This window comes from Flavobacterium sp. GCM10022190, assembly GCF_042656445.1.
GTDB classification, from domain to species: Bacteria; Bacteroidota; Bacteroidia; order Flavobacteriales; family Flavobacteriaceae; genus Flavobacterium; species Flavobacterium nitratireducens.
This window is the reverse complement of record NZ_JBHSOQ010000002.1, coordinates 762,910-781,643: the sequence shown is the minus strand read 5'-3', so window position 1 is coordinate 781,643 and position 18,734 is coordinate 762,910. Positions and strand designations below refer to the sequence as shown.

The window sequence follows — 18,734 nt, the reverse complement described above, 5'->3', positions numbered from 1 at the left end:
GAAAAAAATAACGCAAAGACTCGCAAAGTTTATACGCTAAGATTTCCAGAGAGATTTTTTAAACGCTTTGTGTCTCTCCATGTTTCTTTGAGAATCTTTGTGGAATAAATCCATGTAAATACTTATTTTTGCATAAATAGAAAAAAATAATGCAACAATATATATCCCAACTCAACGAAGCCCAACAACAACCTGTATTACAAAAAGACGGCCCAATGATTATTATTGCCGGTGCAGGTTCGGGGAAAACGCGTGTTTTGACCATAAGAATTGCCTATTTAATGCATCAGGGAGTGGATGCTTTCAATATTTTGTCGCTTACTTTTACCAATAAAGCGGCTCGTGAAATGAAAACCCGTATTGCTAGTATTGTGGGAGCAAGTGAAGCAAAAAATCTTTGGATGGGGACATTTCACTCTATTTTTGCTAAAATTTTACGTTCTGAAGCTGATAAATTAGGCTATCCATCCAATTTTACCATTTATGATTCTCAGGATTCACTTAGAGCTATTTCTGGAATTATAAAAGAAATGCAATTGGATAAAGATATTTACAAACCCAAACAAATCTTAGGTCGTATATCTTCCTTTAAAAACAGTTTAATTACCGTTAAGGCTTATTTTAATGATCCCGATTTACAAGAAGCAGATGCCATGGCAAAGCGACCTAGAATGGGAGAAATTTATCAGAATTATGTGGATCGATGTTTTAAATCAGGAGCAATGGATTTTGATGATTTATTATTGAAAACCAATGAATTATTGACACGTTTTCCTGATGTATTGGCTAAATATCAAAATCGTTTTCGATACATATTAGTTGATGAGTATCAGGATACGAATCATTCACAATATCTAATTGTTCGTGCATTATCGGATAAATTTCAAAATATTTGTGTAGTTGGGGATGATGCGCAGAGTATCTATGCTTTCCGTGGTGCTAACATTAATAATATTTTGAATTTTCAAAAAGATTATCCGGGAGTAAATATGTATCGTTTGGAACAAAATTACCGTTCCACACGTAATATTGTAGAAGCTGCCAATGCGGTAATGGTACATAATAAAACCAAACTGGATAAGGTGGTTTGGACAGCCAATGATTTTGGTCCCAAAATTAAAGTACATCGAAGTTTGACCGATGCCGAAGAAGGACGTTTTGTAGCCAGCACTATTTTTGAGCAAAAAATGCAAAATCAATTAAACAATGGTCATTTTGCCATATTGTATCGTACCAATGCACAATCTCGTGCTATGGAAGATGCTCTGAGAAAAAGAGATATTCCGTATCGAATTTATGGAGGTTTGTCTTTTTACCAAAGAAAGGAAATTAAAGACGTACTTTGTTATTTACGATTGGTCATCAATCCAAAAGACGAAGAAGCCTTAGTTCGTGTTATCAATTATCCAGCTCGTGGAATTGGAGATACTACTATCGAAAAATTAACCGTTGCAGCCAATCATTATAAGAGATCAATATTTGAAATTATGCAAAATATTGACCGAATTGATTTGAAATTAAATTCAGGAACTAAACAAAAGTTGCAGGATTTTGTAACGATGATTCAAAGTTTTCAAGTTTTAAATGAAAATCATGATGCTTTTTATTTAACAGATCATGTATCAAAAAAAACAGGTTTGGTACAAGAATTAAAGAAAGATGCAACGCCTGAAGGCATGGCCAGAATTCAAAATATTGAAGAGTTATTAAATGGTATCAAAGATTTTACCGAAGGACAAAAGGAGGTTGATGGCGCAAGAGGTTCTTTGGCTGAATTTTTAGAAGATGTAGCTTTGGCTACCGATTTGGATAACGACACCAGCGATGAAGATCGCGTAGCTTTAATGACTATTCACTTGGCAAAAGGATTGGAGTTTCCACATGTTTTTGTGGTAGGTATGGAAGAAGATTTATTTCCTTCGGCGATGAGTATGAGTACGCGTTCGGAATTAGAAGAAGAACGTCGATTGTTTTATGTGGCATTAACTAGAGCGGAACATCAGGCTTATTTAACCTACGCACAATCTCGTTACCGCTGGGGAAAATTGACGGACAGTGAACCGTCCCGATTTATTGAAGAGATTGACAGTCAGTATTTGGAATATTTAACACCTGCCGAAAGTAATTATCGCTTTAAACCGATGATTGATAAAGATATATTTGGCGATGTAGATAAATCCAAATTACGTTTGTCTAAGCCTTCTAACGGAACACCTCCAAAATACATTACGGATAACCAGCCGAAACCGGATGCGCCAATTCGAAAATTAAAACCAGTTTCGTGTTCAGCGCCGTCAGCCGCTGCTAATTTGTTTGATAATAAGTTAGTTTCTGGAAATATTGTTATGCACGAACGTTTTGGGCGAGGACAAGTATTAAATTTAGAAGGAGTAGGAGCAGATAAAAAAGCCGAAATTAAATTTGAAGTAGGAGGAATCAAAAAGCTCTTGTTGCGATTTGCAAAATTGGATGTTATAGGGTAAATTTTATTTTTTGGATTATTAGAATAAAAAAGAATTAAATCTTAAAGTAATGAAAAAAGGTGTATTAATGTTATTTCTGATTTTAGGATGTAATATCACTTCTACTTCTCCAAAGAAAATTGAGGAATTGAATCAAACCTATGCCCAAAGTTTGAGTTTTCCTAATAAGAATTTTGATATTATCGTATTTAAAACCTATATTTATGAGTGCGGTAATATGACAGAAGAAGAATTAAATTCTTACTATAATCCAGATTTATTAGAAGAACCTTTTGCTAGTCAAATTAAGTCCTTTACCGATAAAAAAATCATTCGAGAATCAGAAATTAAGGATTATAAAGATTTGAAAGGAAGTAAAGTACTATACATTGCAATTGAGGGAAAAGTTGAAAATTCTAAAGAAGTTGTTGTAAATGAAAATTATGAATTTAATGATGGATCGAAATCTGAATATTTTATTATAAATAAGCATCTTATTTTAAAAAACAGAACTTGGAAGTGCATTGTAGAAAAAAAATAATCTTATTTAAAATGCTGAAATTAAATGGCAGAGTTTATCAAAATATATGAAGACAAACCTTCTGAAGCAGCAATTGCTAAAGTAGTTAAGGTTTTAAGAGATGGTGGTTTGGTAATTTACCCAACAGATACTGTTTACGGTTTGGGTTGTGATATTACTAATTCTAGAGCTTTGGAACGCATTGCTAAGATTAAAGGGGTAAAGTTAGAAAAAGCAAAATTCTCTTTTATTTGTCATGATTTGAGCAATCTTTCGGATTATGTGAAACAAATTGATACGGCTACTTTCAAAATTTTAAAAAGAGCATTACCAGGTCCTTATACCTTTATTTTGCCAGGAAATAATAACTTGCCAAGAGAGTTTAAAAAGAAAACTACAGTAGGTATTCGTGTGCCAGATAATAACATTACTCTTGAAATTGTTCGTCAACTTGGGAATCCTATAGTTACCATGTCTATTCGTGATGAAGATGATGTAATTGAATACACTACTGACCCAGAATTAATTTTTGAGAAATGGCAAAATTTAGTCGATATGGTAATCGATGGTGGTTATGGTGATAATGTAGCTTCGACGATTATTGATTTATCAGGTCATGAACCAGAAGTGGTTCGTGAGGGAAAAGGAAGTTTAGATATTTTGTGAAAAAAGTTATGAGTTATGAGTTAGGGCAGAAATATAGATTTCTTTTGTTTTTTCAGATTTCTTAAATCAGTGTTTCAAAAAAAATATTCAATTTAGTTTTAAAGATTCAGATCAGTGTTTTATAAAAGTGTTAAAGCATAAAAAAACGTCCCGATTGTCGGGACGTTTTTTTATGATGGAATAAATCTAACAGATTATTTTTGTTTTTTCATTTCTTTTTCAACCATATCATAGAATTGGTCAATTTTAGGTAAAACTAAGATACGAGTTCTTCTGTTTTTAGCTCTATTTTCAGCAGATGTGTTAGGAACTAAAGGAACATAAGAACTTCTACCAGCAGCTACTAATTGTTCTGGTTTAACTCCTAATTCGTTTGTTAATACACGGATGATTGAAGTAGAACGTTTCACACTTAAATCCCAGTTGTCTAATAAAATTCCGTTTCCAATGTAAGGCACATTATCAGTATGACCTTCAACCATACACTCGAAATCTGGTTTGTCATTTACTACTTTTGCTACTTTTGCTAATACACTTTTAGCTCTATCAGTAACGTTGTAACTTCCTGTTTTAAACAACATTTTGTCAGAGATAGAGATGTAAACTACTCCTTTTTCAACATTGATTTCAATATCTTCATCGTTTAATCCAACTACGCTTTTTAAGCTTGTAACAACTGCAAGAGTTACACTATCTTTTCTTGTTAACGCGTCTTGTAATCTAGTGATTTTAAGATCTTTTTCTTTTAAACTTTCTAATGATTTTTCTAAATTTTCAGCACCTTTAGCTGTTAACATTGTTAAATCTTTAGAATGACTAATTAATCCTTGGTTTTGTTCTTTTAAACCTTCAACACGAGCAGTTAAACCTGCTTTTTCTTCAAGGCATGAATTTAATTTTACAGTAGCAGAATTAAGTAAATCTTGAGTTTCTTTGTTTTTTGCTTCTAGGGCTGCATATTTCTTTTTAGATACACATGATGTTAAAAGAGCAAGTACCGATAGTGCGATAACAACTTTTTTCATAAATTTAATTTTAATAGTTCTTAGAGTTTTTACAAATTTAGTTCTTAATGTTTAGAAATTAAATATAAATTTCTGTTAATTTTAGATAACAAATACCTTGCCATTATTCAAATAATAATTAAAAACGATACTTTTACAAGAATAGTATTCATTTGATTGAAAAATAGCTCTTTTTTTGTAATTTTTTGATAGTAAGCTATAAAAAGCAAAATGAGCTTTTAAAATAGCTACACAATGACTGAATTTTCCTTGAAAAATAAAATGAATTCCTGCAATTCCATCTAAAATTAACCGAATAAATAAAATAGGAATTAATTTTTCTTTAGGTAAGTTCTTTACAAGCATTAATAACGAATTTCTAAAATTCAAAAAGGTTTTCTTTGGATTTCCCTGTTGTAAAGTAGCGCCACCTACATGATAAACGACTGATTTAGGATTGTATTTTATGGTATAACCTTTATTTTTAGCACGCCAGCACAGATCAATTTCCTCTTGATGTGCAAAAAAATCATCATCAAAACCTTTTAACTCGTGATAGACTTTACTTCGAATGAAAAAACAAGCTCCTGAAGCCCAGGTAATTTCTCGAGCATCATTATACTGTCCGTTATCTTTTTCAATCGTCTCAAAAATACGTCCACGGCAATAGGGATAGCCATATTTATCAATAAAACCTCCAGCAGCTCCAGCATATTCAAAATAGTCTTTGTTTTTAAAATCCAATAATTTAGGTTGGATGATAGCTGTTTTGGGTTCTTTTTCGAAAATTTCTAACATAGGTGTTAACCAATTTTCAGTTACTTCTATATCTGAATTCACTAGGGCATAAATTTCGGCATCAATATGTTGTAAAGCTTCGTTGTAACCTTTGGCAAATCCATAATTGCCATCGTTTTTGACGATTTTAACAATTGGAAAATTCGCCTCTACAAAAGCAATAGAATCATCTGTTGAAGCATTATCAGCAACATATATAGTGGCTTCAGGTGAAAATTGAATAACCGATGGTAAAAATTGTTCTAATAATTTTACTCCATTCCAATTTAGAATTACAACTGCTATTTTTTTCAAAGTATCTATTTGTTATTGATGTTATAATTGGGTAGTTCGGCCAGAAATTGATATTTTTCATTCTGATAGTCCATTTGGCAAAAATAATGATTCAAACCATTGCTTACCATTAAATAAGTAGATTTCATGGTCATGTTGTATCGGGCAATTTGGTCAAAAGTCATTTGCGTTATTTTGACTTCGGGTGCTTTGCATTCCACTAAAATTTGGATGGAACCATCAGGGTTAAAAACCACCACATCGTATCTTTTTCGTAAACCATTAACCAATAATACTTTTTCGACATTGATTAAGGATTTGGGGCATTGTTTTTCTTCCAATAAAAAACGAACAACATGTTGACGTACCCATTCTTCGGGTGTGAGAATGATGAATTTTTTCCTTATTTCATCAAAAATTGCCATTTTATTTTCGCTATTTTTGAAACGAAAATTATATGTTGGAAAATTAAGTTTTTGCATTTGGCAAAAATAGTTATTTTGTTTATAGTTTATAGTTTGTTGTTTTGCAAAACTCAAAAACAATAAACTACAAACCACGAACCATAAACCTAAGAAATGGACGAAGTCATTAAAATTGTAAACGATATAAAAGCAGGTAACATTAAACCTATTTATTTCTTAATGGGTGAAGAACCTTATTATATTGATAAATTATCCGATTATATCGAGGAAAATGTTTTGTCTGAAGACGAAAGAGGATTCAACCAAACAGTGATGTACGGAAGAGATGTAACCGTAGATGATATTGTTTCTACTGCTAAGCGTTATCCAATGATGGCCGAGCGTCAGGTTGTAATTGTAAAAGAAGCACAAGATTTGACTAAAACCATTGATAAACTAGAAAGTTATGCCGAAAATCCAATGCTTTCAACGGTTTTAGTACTTTGTTATAAATACAAGACCTTAGACAAAAGAAAAAAAGTTACCAAAAACATTGCTAAGTCGGGAGTAATTTTTGAAAGTAAAAAATTGTACGAAAATCAGGTTGGTGATTGGATTAAGAGGGTTTTATCAGGAAAAAAATATACTATTGAACCGAAAGCTTCGGCTATGTTAGTGGAGTTTTTAGGAACTGATTTGAGTAAAATTAATAATGAATTAGAGAAACTTCAAATCATTTTGCCAAAAGGCAGCATGATAACTGCAAAAGATATTGAAGAAAACATTGGTTTTAGTAAAGATTTTAATGTTTTCGAATTGCGAAAAGCCATTGGGGAACGCAACCAACTAAAAGCATATACTATTGCTGAAAATTTTGCTAATAATCCTAAAGACAATCCAATGGTAGTGACAACTAGTTTGGTTTTTGGTTTTTTTGTTCAACTCTTAAAATACCATGGTTTAAAGGATAAAAATCCAACCAATGTTTCTAAAGTTTTAGGCGTTAATCCTTTTTTCTTGAAAGAATATGATATAGCAATTCGAAATTATCCCATGCGAAAAGTAAGTCAGATTGTAGCGGCTTTACGTGATATTGATGTAAAAAGTAAAGGTGTAGGTGCGAATGCTCTTTCAAATGCTGATTTACTCAAAGAAATGCTTTATCATATATTTAATTAGCTATTCAAATTACCGATATTTGTAGTCTCAAAAACAAATTATAAATCATCAGATCAATGGGAATGAATAAAAATACGATCCTAGGCTGGGCCACTTTTATTATGATTGTAATGGGGTTAATTTTAATTGCCTTAGGTGTTTTTAAATACCGAGAAATCTCTGGGATAGGATTTGCTGCCGTAGGCATTGGTTTTTTTGCCATTGCCTGGGTTTTTAGTTCCTTAAAAGGAAGAGTGTAGCACCAATCAACAATAGAACGGCCGTTATTTTTTTAATAACGGTCGTTTTTTATTTCTACAATTTTAGCTGTTATTTATTTGTTAACTCTAAATTTACTTTTCCCCTTTTTTTATCAAAAAAATTAACTTCTTGCTTATTATTTCAAAAACATCAATTAACCTCTACTTAGTTTTTCCGATATAGTTTTGACAAAAATAAAAATAAGAAAAACTATGAAATTTAATTATTTAAAAAAGGCAGGAGTATTTTCTGTAATGGGATTAACCATTTTGAGTTGTCAAAATGATGATGAAAATTCAAAAAAAACCAATGCTGATATTGATTTTAACAATACTTCATCTGTACCTGCTTTAGTTGTTGCCAAAGAAGGATTTGAAGATTTAAAAATCACTTCTATGATTAGTAGTACTGATGTTTTATCAGGTTCTCCTCTTTTTGTTTATGGTGCACAACCTGATGGAGCTGGATTTATGAAAGATCCTAATGGTGATGGTTACATTATGATTACAAATCACGAGATTTTAAAATCGGTTTCTAGAGTATATTTTGACAAAACTTTAAAAGCAGTTAAAGGGGAATATATTGTAGATGCTGTAGGAGGTATGACAAGATTATGCTCGGCAACTTTAGCAACTCCAAAAATTAACGGCTTTGGACCTCTTTTTTTAACTGCTGGAGAAAGTGGTGAAGAAAGTATGGTACACGGAATTGACCCAATGGGTTTAACATCTGATAAAAAGAGAACAGACAGAGTTTTACCAGCTTTAGGAAAAGCTAGTATGGAAAATGCAGTTCCATTAACAAAAGAAGCGTATCCAGGGAAAACAGTTATTTTGATAGGTGAAGACCAGTCTTATTCAACTTCTCATATCAGTGCAGGTCAAGTAATCATGTATGTAAGTAATACAGTTGGAGATTTAAATAACGGTAAATTATATGCTTTAAAAAGAAATGATGGAGAACAAGCTGAAACTACAATGGGCGTAGGAAGTTCATTTGATGTTTCTTTTGTAGAAATCCCAAATGCTAAAAACTTAACAGGAGCTGAAATAAACACAAAAGTTAATTCATTAGGAGCAATTCGTTTTTCAAGAGTTGAAGACGTTGATTACCGAAAAGGATCTGCTAAAAACAACCGTGAAATTTATTTTACTGCTACTGGACAAGCTACAAATAATGCCCCTGTTGATGGGTATACGATGTGGGGAAGAGTTTATAAATTAAATTTAGATGATAAAGATCCTTTAAAAGGAAAATTAGAATTAGTAGTTGAAGGAGATTCAACTCCAGGGACAGGGATTATTAATCCGGATAACATCTGTGTGACTGAAAATTATGTTTACATTCAAGAGGATGGGGATTCGTATTATACTGCTGCTAAACACGATTCGTATATCTGGCAATATAATATTGCAACTAAAGCTAATAAACCTTGGTTGACAATGAATCATAAGCGTGATGATGCTATTTGGAATGCGACTTACAATCAGGCAAACGTTATGAAATTTGGTAGCTGGGAATATGGTGCAATGGAAGATATTTCAGATGTAATAGGAGTTCCAAATACATTTATAGTGAATATTCACCCACATACTTGGCAAAAAGATGCATTTTTAAATGCTGATGGAAGTGGTGTTAATACAAATAAGGAAGGTGGTCAAACCGTAATTATTAGAAACGTTCAAAAATAATTTTTGAAAAACACAAACCAAAGAGCAATCCTATTTTTAGGATTGTTTTTTGGTTTTTATATTTTTTTAAAAAATGAGAATTTTTAAATATAAGTTTAGCTTACACTTAGTTTTTTTAATGAGTTTTGGATGTTTAGTGGTTTTAGCTAGTTGCGAAACAAACCAATATAAAGACTTAGATGTTCAACAAAATTTAATTTCGGATATTGATAAATTAAGTCAAAATATAGCTGTTTTTGAAAAAAAGGTTGAAGGAAATGAAGATGAAAAAGCAATTCAAGAAGCTTTTAAATCCGCAAGATTAGACTATAAGAAAATTGAATGGGCTGTTGAATATTTTACACCTAATCCAGCTCGATTTATTAATGGTCCTGCGTTAGATGAACTAGAAGTAGCCGAAAATACAGCGATACCCCCAAGTGGATTTCAAGTTATTGAAGAAATAATTTTTCCTCATTATTCCGTTGAAAATAAAACCGATTTAATTAGAGAAGTTAAGGTTCTTGGAGGTAATATTAAACAAGTAAAACAACATCTGGAAGCAATTACTATTTCGGATGCACACATTATGGACGCCTGTAAATTGGAAATTAATAGAATATTGGCATTAGGTATTACAGGTTTTGATTCACCCATTGCTTTACATTCGATTCCTGAAGCCAAAGAAAGTTTACATTCTTTAAAGGGTTTATTATCAAAGTTTAAAAATGCTAATCCTGATTCCAATCAACTTGAAAAAGAAATTAACTCATTAATTGATAAAGCAATAAAATATTGTGATGCTAATGCCGATTTTGCAACTTTTGATAGAGCAGAATTTATTTTGAAATTCTTAAACCCCTTAAGTCATAAATTAGTCGCTTTTCAAAAAATTAATAAGATTAAAAATTCAGATCGAAATAGTATAGTTAAGCAGGATACAAAGTCAATATTTGATAAAAATGCTTTCAATGTTGATGGATTTATTCCTTCTGAAGAGTATGCTTTTACCACCGAAAAAGCAGTGTTAGGAAAAAAAATATTTTATGAAAATGCTTTTTCAAATACTAATTCGCGCAATTGTTCCAGTTGTCATAATCCTGATAAAGCATTTACGGATGGCTTGCAGTATAATGAATCGTTAAATGGTGGAAATTTAAAAAGAAACACACCAATGTTAACTTATGCCTCTTTACAAAATGCGCAATTTTGGGATATGCGTCAGTTGGATTTAGAAAAACAAAGTTTGGATGTTATCCAAAACAAAGATGAAATGCACGGAAATGTTAGTAATGCTTTAAAAAAAATAGGTAAAGATAAAGAGTACCAAGAATTATTTAAAAAAGCATTTCCAAAATCTTCCAAGATTGAAGGATGGCAAGTTCAAAATGCGCTTGCAAGTTATATTCGCTCTTTAAATGCTTTCGATAGTAAATTTGATTCTTACATAAGGGGAGAATCGAATCGTTTTTCAGCAGAAGAAAAATTAGGTTTTAATCTTTTTGCTGGAAAAGCCAAGTGTGCCACTTGTCATTTTATTCCTTTATTTAATGGAACTGTTCCTCCTTCTTTTCAAAAAACAGAACAGGAAGTAATAGGTACCCCAGCGGATAAAAATGGGAAGAAGATTAGTCCAGATTTAGGTAGATATCTACAAAATCAAATGCCTCAATTAAAAAATGCGTTCAAGACACCTTCGTTGCGAAATGTAGCTATAACAGCACCCTATATGCATAATGGCGTTTTTTCAAGTTTAGAGGAAGTAGTTGATTTTTATAATAAAGGTGGGGGAGTTGGCTTAGGTTTTGCTATTGATAATCAAACATTACCTTCAGATAAATTAGAACTAAACGATAAAGAAATCAAAGCTCTTGTTGCTTTTATGAAAACATTGACGGATAAAGCATATCAGTAAGATTATTAGCGTAAAAATTTTATGTAGTATTGCCTCAAAGTAGCAGTAAATTATTACTGCAATAATACTATATTTGTATTCTTTTTTTAAAATTAAAATTTAATACAAATGTCAGACGATAAGAAAGTAATATTCTCGATGTCAAAAGTGAGTAAGACTTACTCAAGCAGCAATAAACAAGTATTGAAAGATATCTATTTGAGTTTCTTTTACGGAGCTAAAATTGGTATTTTAGGTTTGAATGGTTCTGGTAAATCTTCCCTTTTGAAAATCATTGCAGGAGTTGATAAAAATTACCAAGGAGATGTAGTTTTTGCTCCAGGATATACAGTAGGTTATTTAGAGCAAGAGCCAGAATTAGACGAAACTAAAACTGTTTTGGAAGTAGTTCAGGAAGGTGTAGCCGAAACTATGGCTGTATTGGACGAATACAACAAAATCAATGATTTATTTGGTCTTGAAGAAAATTATTCCGATCCAGATAAAATGGATAAATTAATGGAGCGTCAGGCTGCTTTGCAAGACAAAATTGATGCATTAGGTGCTTGGGAAATCGACACCAAATTAGAAATCGCAATGGATGCGTTGCGCACTCCAGACGGAGATACTCCAATTAAAAACCTATCAGGAGGAGAGCGTCGTCGTGTGGCTTTATGCCGTTTATTATTAAAACAACCAGATGTATTGCTTTTAGATGAGCCTACCAACCACTTGGATGCGGAATCAGTACTTTGGTTAGAGCAACATTTAGCGCAATATGCAGGAACTGTAATTGCTGTAACGCACGACCGTTATTTCCTAGATAATGTTGCGGGATGGATTTTAGAGTTGGATAGAGGAGAAGGTATTCCTTGGAAAGGGAACTATTCTTCTTGGTTAGACCAAAAATCGAAACGTTTAGAACAAGAAGAAAAAGTAGCTTCTAAGAGAAGAAAAACATTAGAGCGTGAGTTGGAGTGGGTTCGTCAGGGAGCAAAAGGACGTCAAACGAAACAAAAAGCGCGTTTACAGAACTACGACAAATTATTAAACGAAGACCAAAAACAATTGGATGAGAAATTAGAAATCTACATCCCTAATGGTCCACGTTTAGGAACCAATGTTATTGAAGCTAAAAATGTAGCAAAAGCTTTTGGTGATAAATTATTGTATGATAATTTGAATTTCACTTTGCCTCAGGCAGGAATTGTTGGAGTTATTGGACCAAATGGTGCCGGTAAATCAACTATTTTCCGAATGATTATGGGTGAACAACAAACAGATAGTGGAGAATTTACGGTGGGTGATACTGTAAAAATTGCTTACGTAGATCAATCACACTCTAATATTGACCCTAATAAATCAATTTGGGAAAACTTCTGCGATGGACAGGAATTAATTATGATGGGAGGTCGTCAGGTAAATTCACGTGCTTACTTAAGTCGATTCAACTTTGGAGGAAGTGACCAAAACAAAAAAGTATCAATGCTTTCAGGTGGGGAACGTAACCGTTTACACTTGGCCATGACTTTGAAAGAAGAAGGAAACGTGTTATTACTGGATGAGCCAACGAATGATTTGGACGTAAATACACTTCGTGCACTAGAAGAAGGTTTAGAAAACTTTGCTGGTTGTGCTGTGGTAATCTCTCACGACAGATGGTTCTTAGATCGTATTTGTACGCATATCTTAGCTTTTGAAGGAAACTCTGAAGTATATTTCTTCGAAGGAAGTTTCACTGAATATGAAGAAAACAAAAAGAAACGTTTAGGTGGTGATTTAACTCCAAAACGTATCAAGTACAGAAAACTTATTCGAGGATAATCTAATTTTTTTAAATAGTTTTTCTAAAAAATGAATATAATGAAAAAGGCTCCAATGTACGTTGGAGCCTTTTTGTATACTATACATAGGATTTATTATTGCCATCCGCCTCCTAAGGCTTTATAAAGTTGAATCACAGCTTTGTACTGTTGAAATTTATTATCAATTAAACTTAATTGAGCATTCAGAGCATCATTTTTGGATGTTAGGACTTCTAAATAATTAGCTAGACCATAGGTCAATAGTTCATCTGAATAATTAGCCGCTTTCTTTAACGCATCAACTTGTTTTTCGCGCACAGCTATTTTTGTGGTTTCGTTATTGTATTGTGCTAAGGCATCTGAAACTTCTTTACCTGCTTTTAAAAGAGATTGCTCAAATTGTAAATAGGCTTTCTCTTGATTGGCTTTAGCAATTTCATATTTTGTTTTAAGTTGTCTTTGATTAAAGATCGGTTGCGTTAAGCCAGTAACAATATTAGCAAAAATCGAATTAGTGCTGAACCATTCTTTTAACTCAATACTCTGAAATCCTTCTGTTGCAGTAATTTTAAGAGTGGGATAAAAACTGCTTTTGGCTACATTAGTTAATTCAAAATTGGATATTAAGTTATATTCGGCAGCAATGATATCTGGACGATTTCTTAATAATTGCGATGGTACACCAAGCGTGATTGAAGGTGCTAATTTTTGTGTTTCAAATGTACTTCTTTCAATCTTATTTGAAGGTTCGCCAAGTAATGTACTTAGTGTGTTTTCAAGAATGATGATGTTATTTTTTAAATCGGCTAAAATAATTTCAGTAGCATATTTTTGAGCTTCAGTTTGTTTAACACCAACTTCAGTTACACTTCCTGATTTTTTTAGTTGAATGATTGTTTCAACACTTTTGTTTCTGTTGATTAAAGTTTCTTCGGCAACTTTTATTTGCCCATCTACGGCAAGTAATTGATAATAGGTTGCAGCAATATTGGCTATTAACTCCGTTTTGATTGCTTGATTAGCAGCAGCTGTTTGTAAAAATGCAGCATTTGCAGCACGTTTATTACTTTTTATTTTTCCCCAAATATCAGCTTCCCAAGATAAAGTTCCCGTAAATTGATATTGGTCTACCGAAGTGTTTCTTACAATAGCACCAAACTGACTGTTTTTAGAAAGTTCTTGGTGCGTCCAATCAGTTCCAACTGAAAAATTAGGAAAAAATCCAGCTTTACCTTGCTTCATTGTTGCTTCAGCAGCAGCCAGGTTTTGCATTGCAATTCGGATATCTAAATTGTTTTGCAAACCTTTTCGAATATGAGCTTGCAAAATAGGATCGGTAAATATTTTTTCCCAACTTACATTGGCTAATGAATTGGTATCAACAGCAGTTGTTTCATTTCGGTACAAATTAGCTGTTTTTACTTCAGGTCTGTTATAGTCTTTACCAACAAAACAGGACTGAAATAGAATAACAGTAGTTGTTAGCAAAGCAATTTTATATATTTTATTTTTCATTTTCTGATTCTATAGATTCAACATCTGATTCTTTAATTGCAATAGGTAGTGGTTTGCTCGATATTTTTTCCTGTAAATTTTGGAAAACAATAAATAAGACAGGAATAACAAAAACTCCTAAAACCGTTCCTATTAGCATACCACCAATAGCTCCAGTTCCGATAGCTTTGTTACCTACAGCACCAGCTCCTTGAGCTAACATTAATGGTAATAAACCTAAAATAAAGGCAAATGAAGTCATTAATATAGGTCTTAAACGTGCTACAGCACCTTGAATGGCAGCTTGTGAAATACTTAATCCTTTTCTTCTGGAGTCGGCTGCAAATTCAACTATCAAAATCGCATTCTTGGCTAATAAACCAATAAGCATAATTAAGGTAATTTGCATATAAATATTATTACTCACATTAAAGAAAAATGCAAAAATAAAAGCTCCTGCTAAACCTACTGGAAGCGACAATAGTACCGCAAATGGTAAAACGTAACTTTCATATTGTGCAGATAAAAGGAAATAGACAAATACTAAACACAATAAGAAAATAAATAAAGTTTGTCCGCCAGCATTAATTTCTTCACGGGTCATTCCCGAAAATTCATATCCATACCCAATAGGTAGTTTTTGACTAGCTACTTCCTGTACCGCTTTAATAGCATCTCCTGAACTAAATCCTTCTTTTGGAGCACCAGTGATTTTAACCGAAGTAAATAAGTTGAAACGGTCGATTGCTTGAGGTCCAAATACTTTTTCCAATGTTACAAACTGCGATATAGGAGCCATTTGACCGGAATTATTTCGAACCATAACTTTATTTAAAGATTCAGGATCACTTCTAAATTCAGGTTCCGATTGATAGACAACACGATATTGTTTTCCAAATTTATTAAAATTAGAAGCATAAACTCCTCCAAAATAGCCTTGCATAGTTCCCAAAACATCGGTTACTGTTAATCCAGATTTTTTAATAGCTGCGACATTCAAATCGATTCGATATTGTGGATAATTTGGAGAAAATGAGGTAGCAGCATATTGAATTTCCGGACGACTATTTAAAGCGGCTAAGAAATCAGAATTCACCTTACTTAATTCTTGGATGGTTCCTCCTTTTTGATCCTGCAATTGCATTTCGAATCCATTAGAGAATCCAAAACCAGATAAGGTAGGACGTGCAAAAAATAATATTTTGGCATCTTTCACTGTAGCTGCACGTTTAAATAATTCTTGCACAACAGCTGTAACTTCTTGATTGGCATTTTTACGTTCCGCCCAAGGTTTAAGTTTTAAAATTACCATACCATAATTACTTCCAGAACCACTGATAATGCTTCTACCAGAAATACGTAATATTTCTTTAATTTCTGGCATATCTTTTATCTTGTTCTCTACCTGTAATAATACTTCTTCAGTTTTCTTCAAAGAAGTTCCTGGTGCTAATTGGATGTCTGAAAAGATTGCTCCTGTATCTTCACTAGGTACAAAAGCTTTTTGTGTAGTATTTAATAATAAGACAAAAATGCTCGCAAAAACTACAATTCCGAGGAAAGCTAACCATTTTCGTTTAACTAAAAACTCAACCCCTTTTTTGTATTTATTAGTAGTAGTTTCAAATCCAGCATTAAAAGCAGCATAAAAACGTTCTAAAAATCCTTTTTCTTTATTAGGATCGTGCTCTTTTAAGAAAATAGCACATAAAGCAGGAGATAGGGTAAGGGCATTAATTGCAGAAAGTACAATAGAAATAGCTAATGTTAAACCAAACTGTTTATAGAATACTCCTGCCGAACCACTAATAAAAGATACAGGAATAAATACCGCCGACATTACTAATGTAATGGAAATAATGGCACCACTAATATCGCCCATAGCACTATGAGCCGCTTTTTTGGGGTCGTGTTCACCAGCTTCCATTTTGGCATGTACGGCTTCAACTACCACAATAGCATCATCAACCACAATACCTACTGCTAATACTAATGCAAATAAGGTCAATAAGTTAATAGTGAAACCAAATAAACTTAGGAAAAAGAATGTACCTACAATGGCTACTGGTACTGAAATAGCAGGAATAAGTGTAGATCTCCAATCTTGTAAAAAGATAAATACCACGATAAAAACTAAAATAAATGCTTCAATTAAAGTATGAATTACTTTAGAAATCGATTCTTCAAGGAAATCATTGGCATTGATTAGGGTTGTGTATTTTACCCCTTTCGGGAAATTGATTGCTGCTTTATCTAATTCTTTTAAGGAATTTTCAATTACCTCTTGCGCATTTGAACCAGCTGTTTGAGCAATCGCAATACCCACCGATTGATTTCCGTTGGTAAGTGTATTACTAGCATAATTTACGGCACCTAATTCAATTCGAGCAATATCTTTAAGTTTCAATACTTCTCCATTTGAAGTAGAACGAACTACAATATCCTCAAATTCTTTCGTACTTTGTAAACGACCTTTGTATTTTAAAACATATTGAAATGATTGGTCTGCTCTTTCTCCCAATTGTCCAGGAGCAGCTTCAATATTTTGTTCCGCTAACAAGGCTGTTATATCCGAAGGGACTAAACCATAAGCCCCCATAATATCTGGTTTTAACCAAATACGCATAGAATAATCTCTTTGTCCAAAAATAGTTGCATCACCTACACCGGCAACCCTTTTAATTTTAGGTAATATGTTGATATTAGCATAATTTTGGAGGAAAGTCATATCGTAATTAGGATTTTCACTGTATAAAGAGAAAATCAAAATGTTATCACTTTGCCTTTTGGAAGTAGTTACACCTGCTTTTGTAACTTCTTGAGGTAGAAGTGGAGTGGCACGCGATACACGGTTTTGAACGTTTACTGCAGCCAAATCAGGATTTGTACCTAATTTAAAATAAATATTAATCGATGCCGAACCATCATTATTGGAAGTCGAAGTCATGTAAGTCATGTCCTCGACACCATTAATTTGTTCTTCTAAAGGAATTACTACCGAGTTCATAACTACTTCGGCACTTGCACCTTGATAGTTAGCCGAAACGGTAACCGTAGGAGGAGCTATTTCTGGATATTGTGAAACTGGAAGCGAGATTAGTCCTAAAACTCCCAGAATAACGATGATGATAGATATCACCGTTGACAATACGGGTCTGTCAATAAATTTTGAAAACATAAATATGTTGTTTGGGGTTGTTTTTTAGTTAATTCCTTTTTTTTCAGGATTTATTATTGTGGAATAGTCAACTAATTCAGGTTTGATTAGAGTTCCCTCAGGTACAATTCCTACACCTTCAATTAGAATTTTGTCGTTTACATTCAGTCCTTTATCTACCACATAAAATTGCCCACCAGGAACCGCACGAACTTCAACTGGTATTGCTTTGACCTTGTTTTCTTTGTCAACAGTCAATACTACACGTTTATCTTGCATTTCAATCGTAGCGCTTTGTGGTATCAAGATTACATCCGTTAAATTCGTAGGAATTTGAATGGTTCCACTACTTCCAGAACGCAATAATTTGTTAGCATTTGGGAAACTTGCTCTTACATTAAAGGAACCCGTTTGAGTATTAGCCTGTCCGCTTACGGTTTCAATTTTTCCTTTTTGAGCATAAACATCTCCATTACTTAAAATTAAATTAACCAATGGTAAACGGTTGATTTTTTCTTGAAAGGTTTTACCTTCTGCAGTCATGGTAAAATCCAATTGTTGTTTTTCATTAACCGAAAAGTAAGCATAAATCGTACTGACATCTGAAATTCGGGTTAATGGTTCAGCGGTTTGACTACTAACATAACTTCCTAATCGTAGGGGTAAGGTACCAACAATTCCATTTACCGGACTTTTGATAGTAGCATAATTAATTTTAGCTAAAATACCTTGATAGGTACTTTTGGCACTAGCTAAATTTGCTTTGGCTGTTTCTAATTGAACATCACTTATGATGTTTCTTTCTACTAATGGTTTTAAACGATTAACTTCTACCTGAGCTGCTGCAACTTTTGCTTTAGCAGCACTTGCTTCCTGATCGGCAGTTTGTGTTTCTAACTTAAATAATAGTTGGCCCTTTCTAACCTCTTGTCCTTCTTGCACATAAATTTTTTCAATATAACCATCTACTTTTGCACGGATATCAATATCGGTAACTCCCTCAAGAGTAGTTGGATATTCAGAAAGTAAAGAAGTATTTGATTTTTCTACACTTATAACTTTGTAGGGCATTACAGGAGGTGCGGCTTGTTCTTCCTTTTTCTTATTGCAAGAAAGTAAGCTTAAGGATAATATAATTGAACTAATAAAAAATTTCTTTTTCATAATT

Annotated in this window: 14 protein-coding genes; 8 read left to right on the top strand and 6 right to left on the bottom strand. The window is 32.9% G+C overall.

What is annotated here, in order from left to right; translation table 11 throughout:
* The first annotated feature begins 149 nt into the window (after positions 1 to 149).
* Genes ACFPTQ_RS10215 through ACFPTQ_RS10205 form a run of 3 tightly spaced genes read left to right on the top strand, consistent with a single transcriptional unit; the run spans position 150 to position 3,648 of the window.
* Complete coding sequence (locus ACFPTQ_RS10215) at positions 150 to 2,483, top strand: ATP-dependent helicase (protein ID WP_379777150.1); 2,334 nt, start codon at positions 150 to 152, stop codon at positions 2,481 to 2,483.
* A 49-nt stretch (positions 2,484 to 2,532) separates the two neighbouring features.
* The gene (locus ACFPTQ_RS10210) at positions 2,533 to 3,003 is read left to right on the top strand and encodes a hypothetical protein (RefSeq protein WP_379777148.1); all 471 of its coding nucleotides are present in this window, start codon (positions 2,533 to 2,535) and stop codon (positions 3,001 to 3,003) included.
* 24 nt (positions 3,004 to 3,027) lie between these two features.
* On the top strand, positions 3,028 to 3,648 hold the full coding sequence (locus ACFPTQ_RS10205) for an L-threonylcarbamoyladenylate synthase (protein WP_278035608.1): 621 nt from the start codon (positions 3,028 to 3,030) through the stop codon (positions 3,646 to 3,648).
* A gap of 194 nt (positions 3,649 to 3,842) precedes the next feature.
* Here the strand turns inward: ACFPTQ_RS10205 and ACFPTQ_RS10200 are convergent, their stop codons facing one another.
* The 3 genes from ACFPTQ_RS10200 to ACFPTQ_RS10190 all read right to left on the bottom strand — a co-directional run bounded on the left by ACFPTQ_RS10200 (position 3,843) and on the right by ACFPTQ_RS10190 (position 6,205).
* Positions 3,843 to 4,673 (bottom strand): OmpA/MotB family protein, encoded by an 831-nt coding sequence (locus ACFPTQ_RS10200; RefSeq protein ID WP_278035609.1) that lies wholly within the window; start codon positions 4,671 to 4,673, stop codon positions 3,843 to 3,845.
* Between the two features lie 81 nt (positions 4,674 to 4,754).
* Positions 4,755 to 5,744: a glycosyltransferase family 2 protein gene (locus ACFPTQ_RS10195; protein WP_379777144.1), complete on the bottom strand. Its 990-nt coding sequence runs from the start codon at positions 5,742 to 5,744 to the stop codon at positions 4,755 to 4,757.
* Positions 5,745 to 5,749: 5 nt separating this feature from the next.
* Positions 5,750 to 6,205, bottom strand: coding sequence for a type I restriction enzyme HsdR N-terminal domain-containing protein (locus ACFPTQ_RS10190; protein ID WP_379777141.1), 456 nt, complete (start codon positions 6,203 to 6,205; stop codon positions 5,750 to 5,752).
* 96 nt (positions 6,206 to 6,301) lie between these two features.
* Between ACFPTQ_RS10190 and holA the strand changes: the two genes are divergently transcribed.
* The 5 genes from holA to ettA all read left to right on the top strand — a co-directional run bounded on the left by holA (position 6,302) and on the right by ettA (position 12,934).
* Positions 6,302 to 7,306, top strand: a complete 1,005-nt coding sequence (gene holA / locus ACFPTQ_RS10185) for a DNA polymerase III subunit delta (protein WP_379777139.1) — start codon at positions 6,302 to 6,304, stop codon at positions 7,304 to 7,306.
* A 56-nt stretch (positions 7,307 to 7,362) separates the two neighbouring features.
* A complete protein-coding gene (locus tag ACFPTQ_RS10180) occupies positions 7,363 to 7,545 on the top strand; it encodes a CAL67264 family membrane protein (RefSeq protein WP_379777136.1) in 183 nt (60 codons plus the stop codon).
* A 213-nt stretch (positions 7,546 to 7,758) separates the two neighbouring features.
* A complete protein-coding gene (locus ACFPTQ_RS10175; protein ID WP_379777133.1) occupies positions 7,759 to 9,237 on the top strand; it encodes an alkaline phosphatase PhoX in 1,479 nt (492 codons plus the stop codon).
* 73 nt (positions 9,238 to 9,310) lie between these two features.
* The gene (locus ACFPTQ_RS10170) at positions 9,311 to 11,131 is read left to right on the top strand and encodes a cytochrome c peroxidase (RefSeq protein ID WP_379777130.1); all 1,821 of its coding nucleotides are present in this window, start codon (positions 9,311 to 9,313) and stop codon (positions 11,129 to 11,131) included.
* Positions 11,132 to 11,239: 108 nt separating this feature from the next.
* Positions 11,240 to 12,934: an energy-dependent translational throttle protein EttA gene (gene ettA / locus ACFPTQ_RS10165; protein ID WP_278035616.1), complete on the top strand. Its 1,695-nt coding sequence runs from the start codon at positions 11,240 to 11,242 to the stop codon at positions 12,932 to 12,934.
* A 95-nt stretch (positions 12,935 to 13,029) separates the two neighbouring features.
* Here the strand turns inward: ettA and ACFPTQ_RS10160 are convergent, their stop codons facing one another.
* The 3 genes from ACFPTQ_RS10160 to ACFPTQ_RS10150 are packed head-to-tail and all read right to left on the bottom strand — an operon-like array spanning position 13,030 to position 18,730.
* Positions 13,030 to 14,430 (bottom strand): efflux transporter outer membrane subunit, encoded by a 1,401-nt coding sequence (locus ACFPTQ_RS10160; protein ID WP_379777126.1) that lies wholly within the window; start codon positions 14,428 to 14,430, stop codon positions 13,030 to 13,032.
* Positions 14,420 to 17,587, bottom strand: a complete 3,168-nt coding sequence (locus ACFPTQ_RS10155) for an efflux RND transporter permease subunit (protein ID WP_379777124.1) — start codon at positions 17,585 to 17,587, stop codon at positions 14,420 to 14,422. The genes ACFPTQ_RS10160 and ACFPTQ_RS10155 overlap by 11 nt, the downstream gene beginning before the upstream one ends.
* Positions 17,588 to 17,611: 24 nt before the next feature.
* On the bottom strand, positions 17,612 to 18,730 hold the full coding sequence (locus ACFPTQ_RS10150) for an efflux RND transporter periplasmic adaptor subunit (RefSeq protein ID WP_379777122.1): 1,119 nt from the start codon (positions 18,728 to 18,730) through the stop codon (positions 17,612 to 17,614).
* Positions 18,731 to 18,734 lie beyond the last annotated feature (4 nt).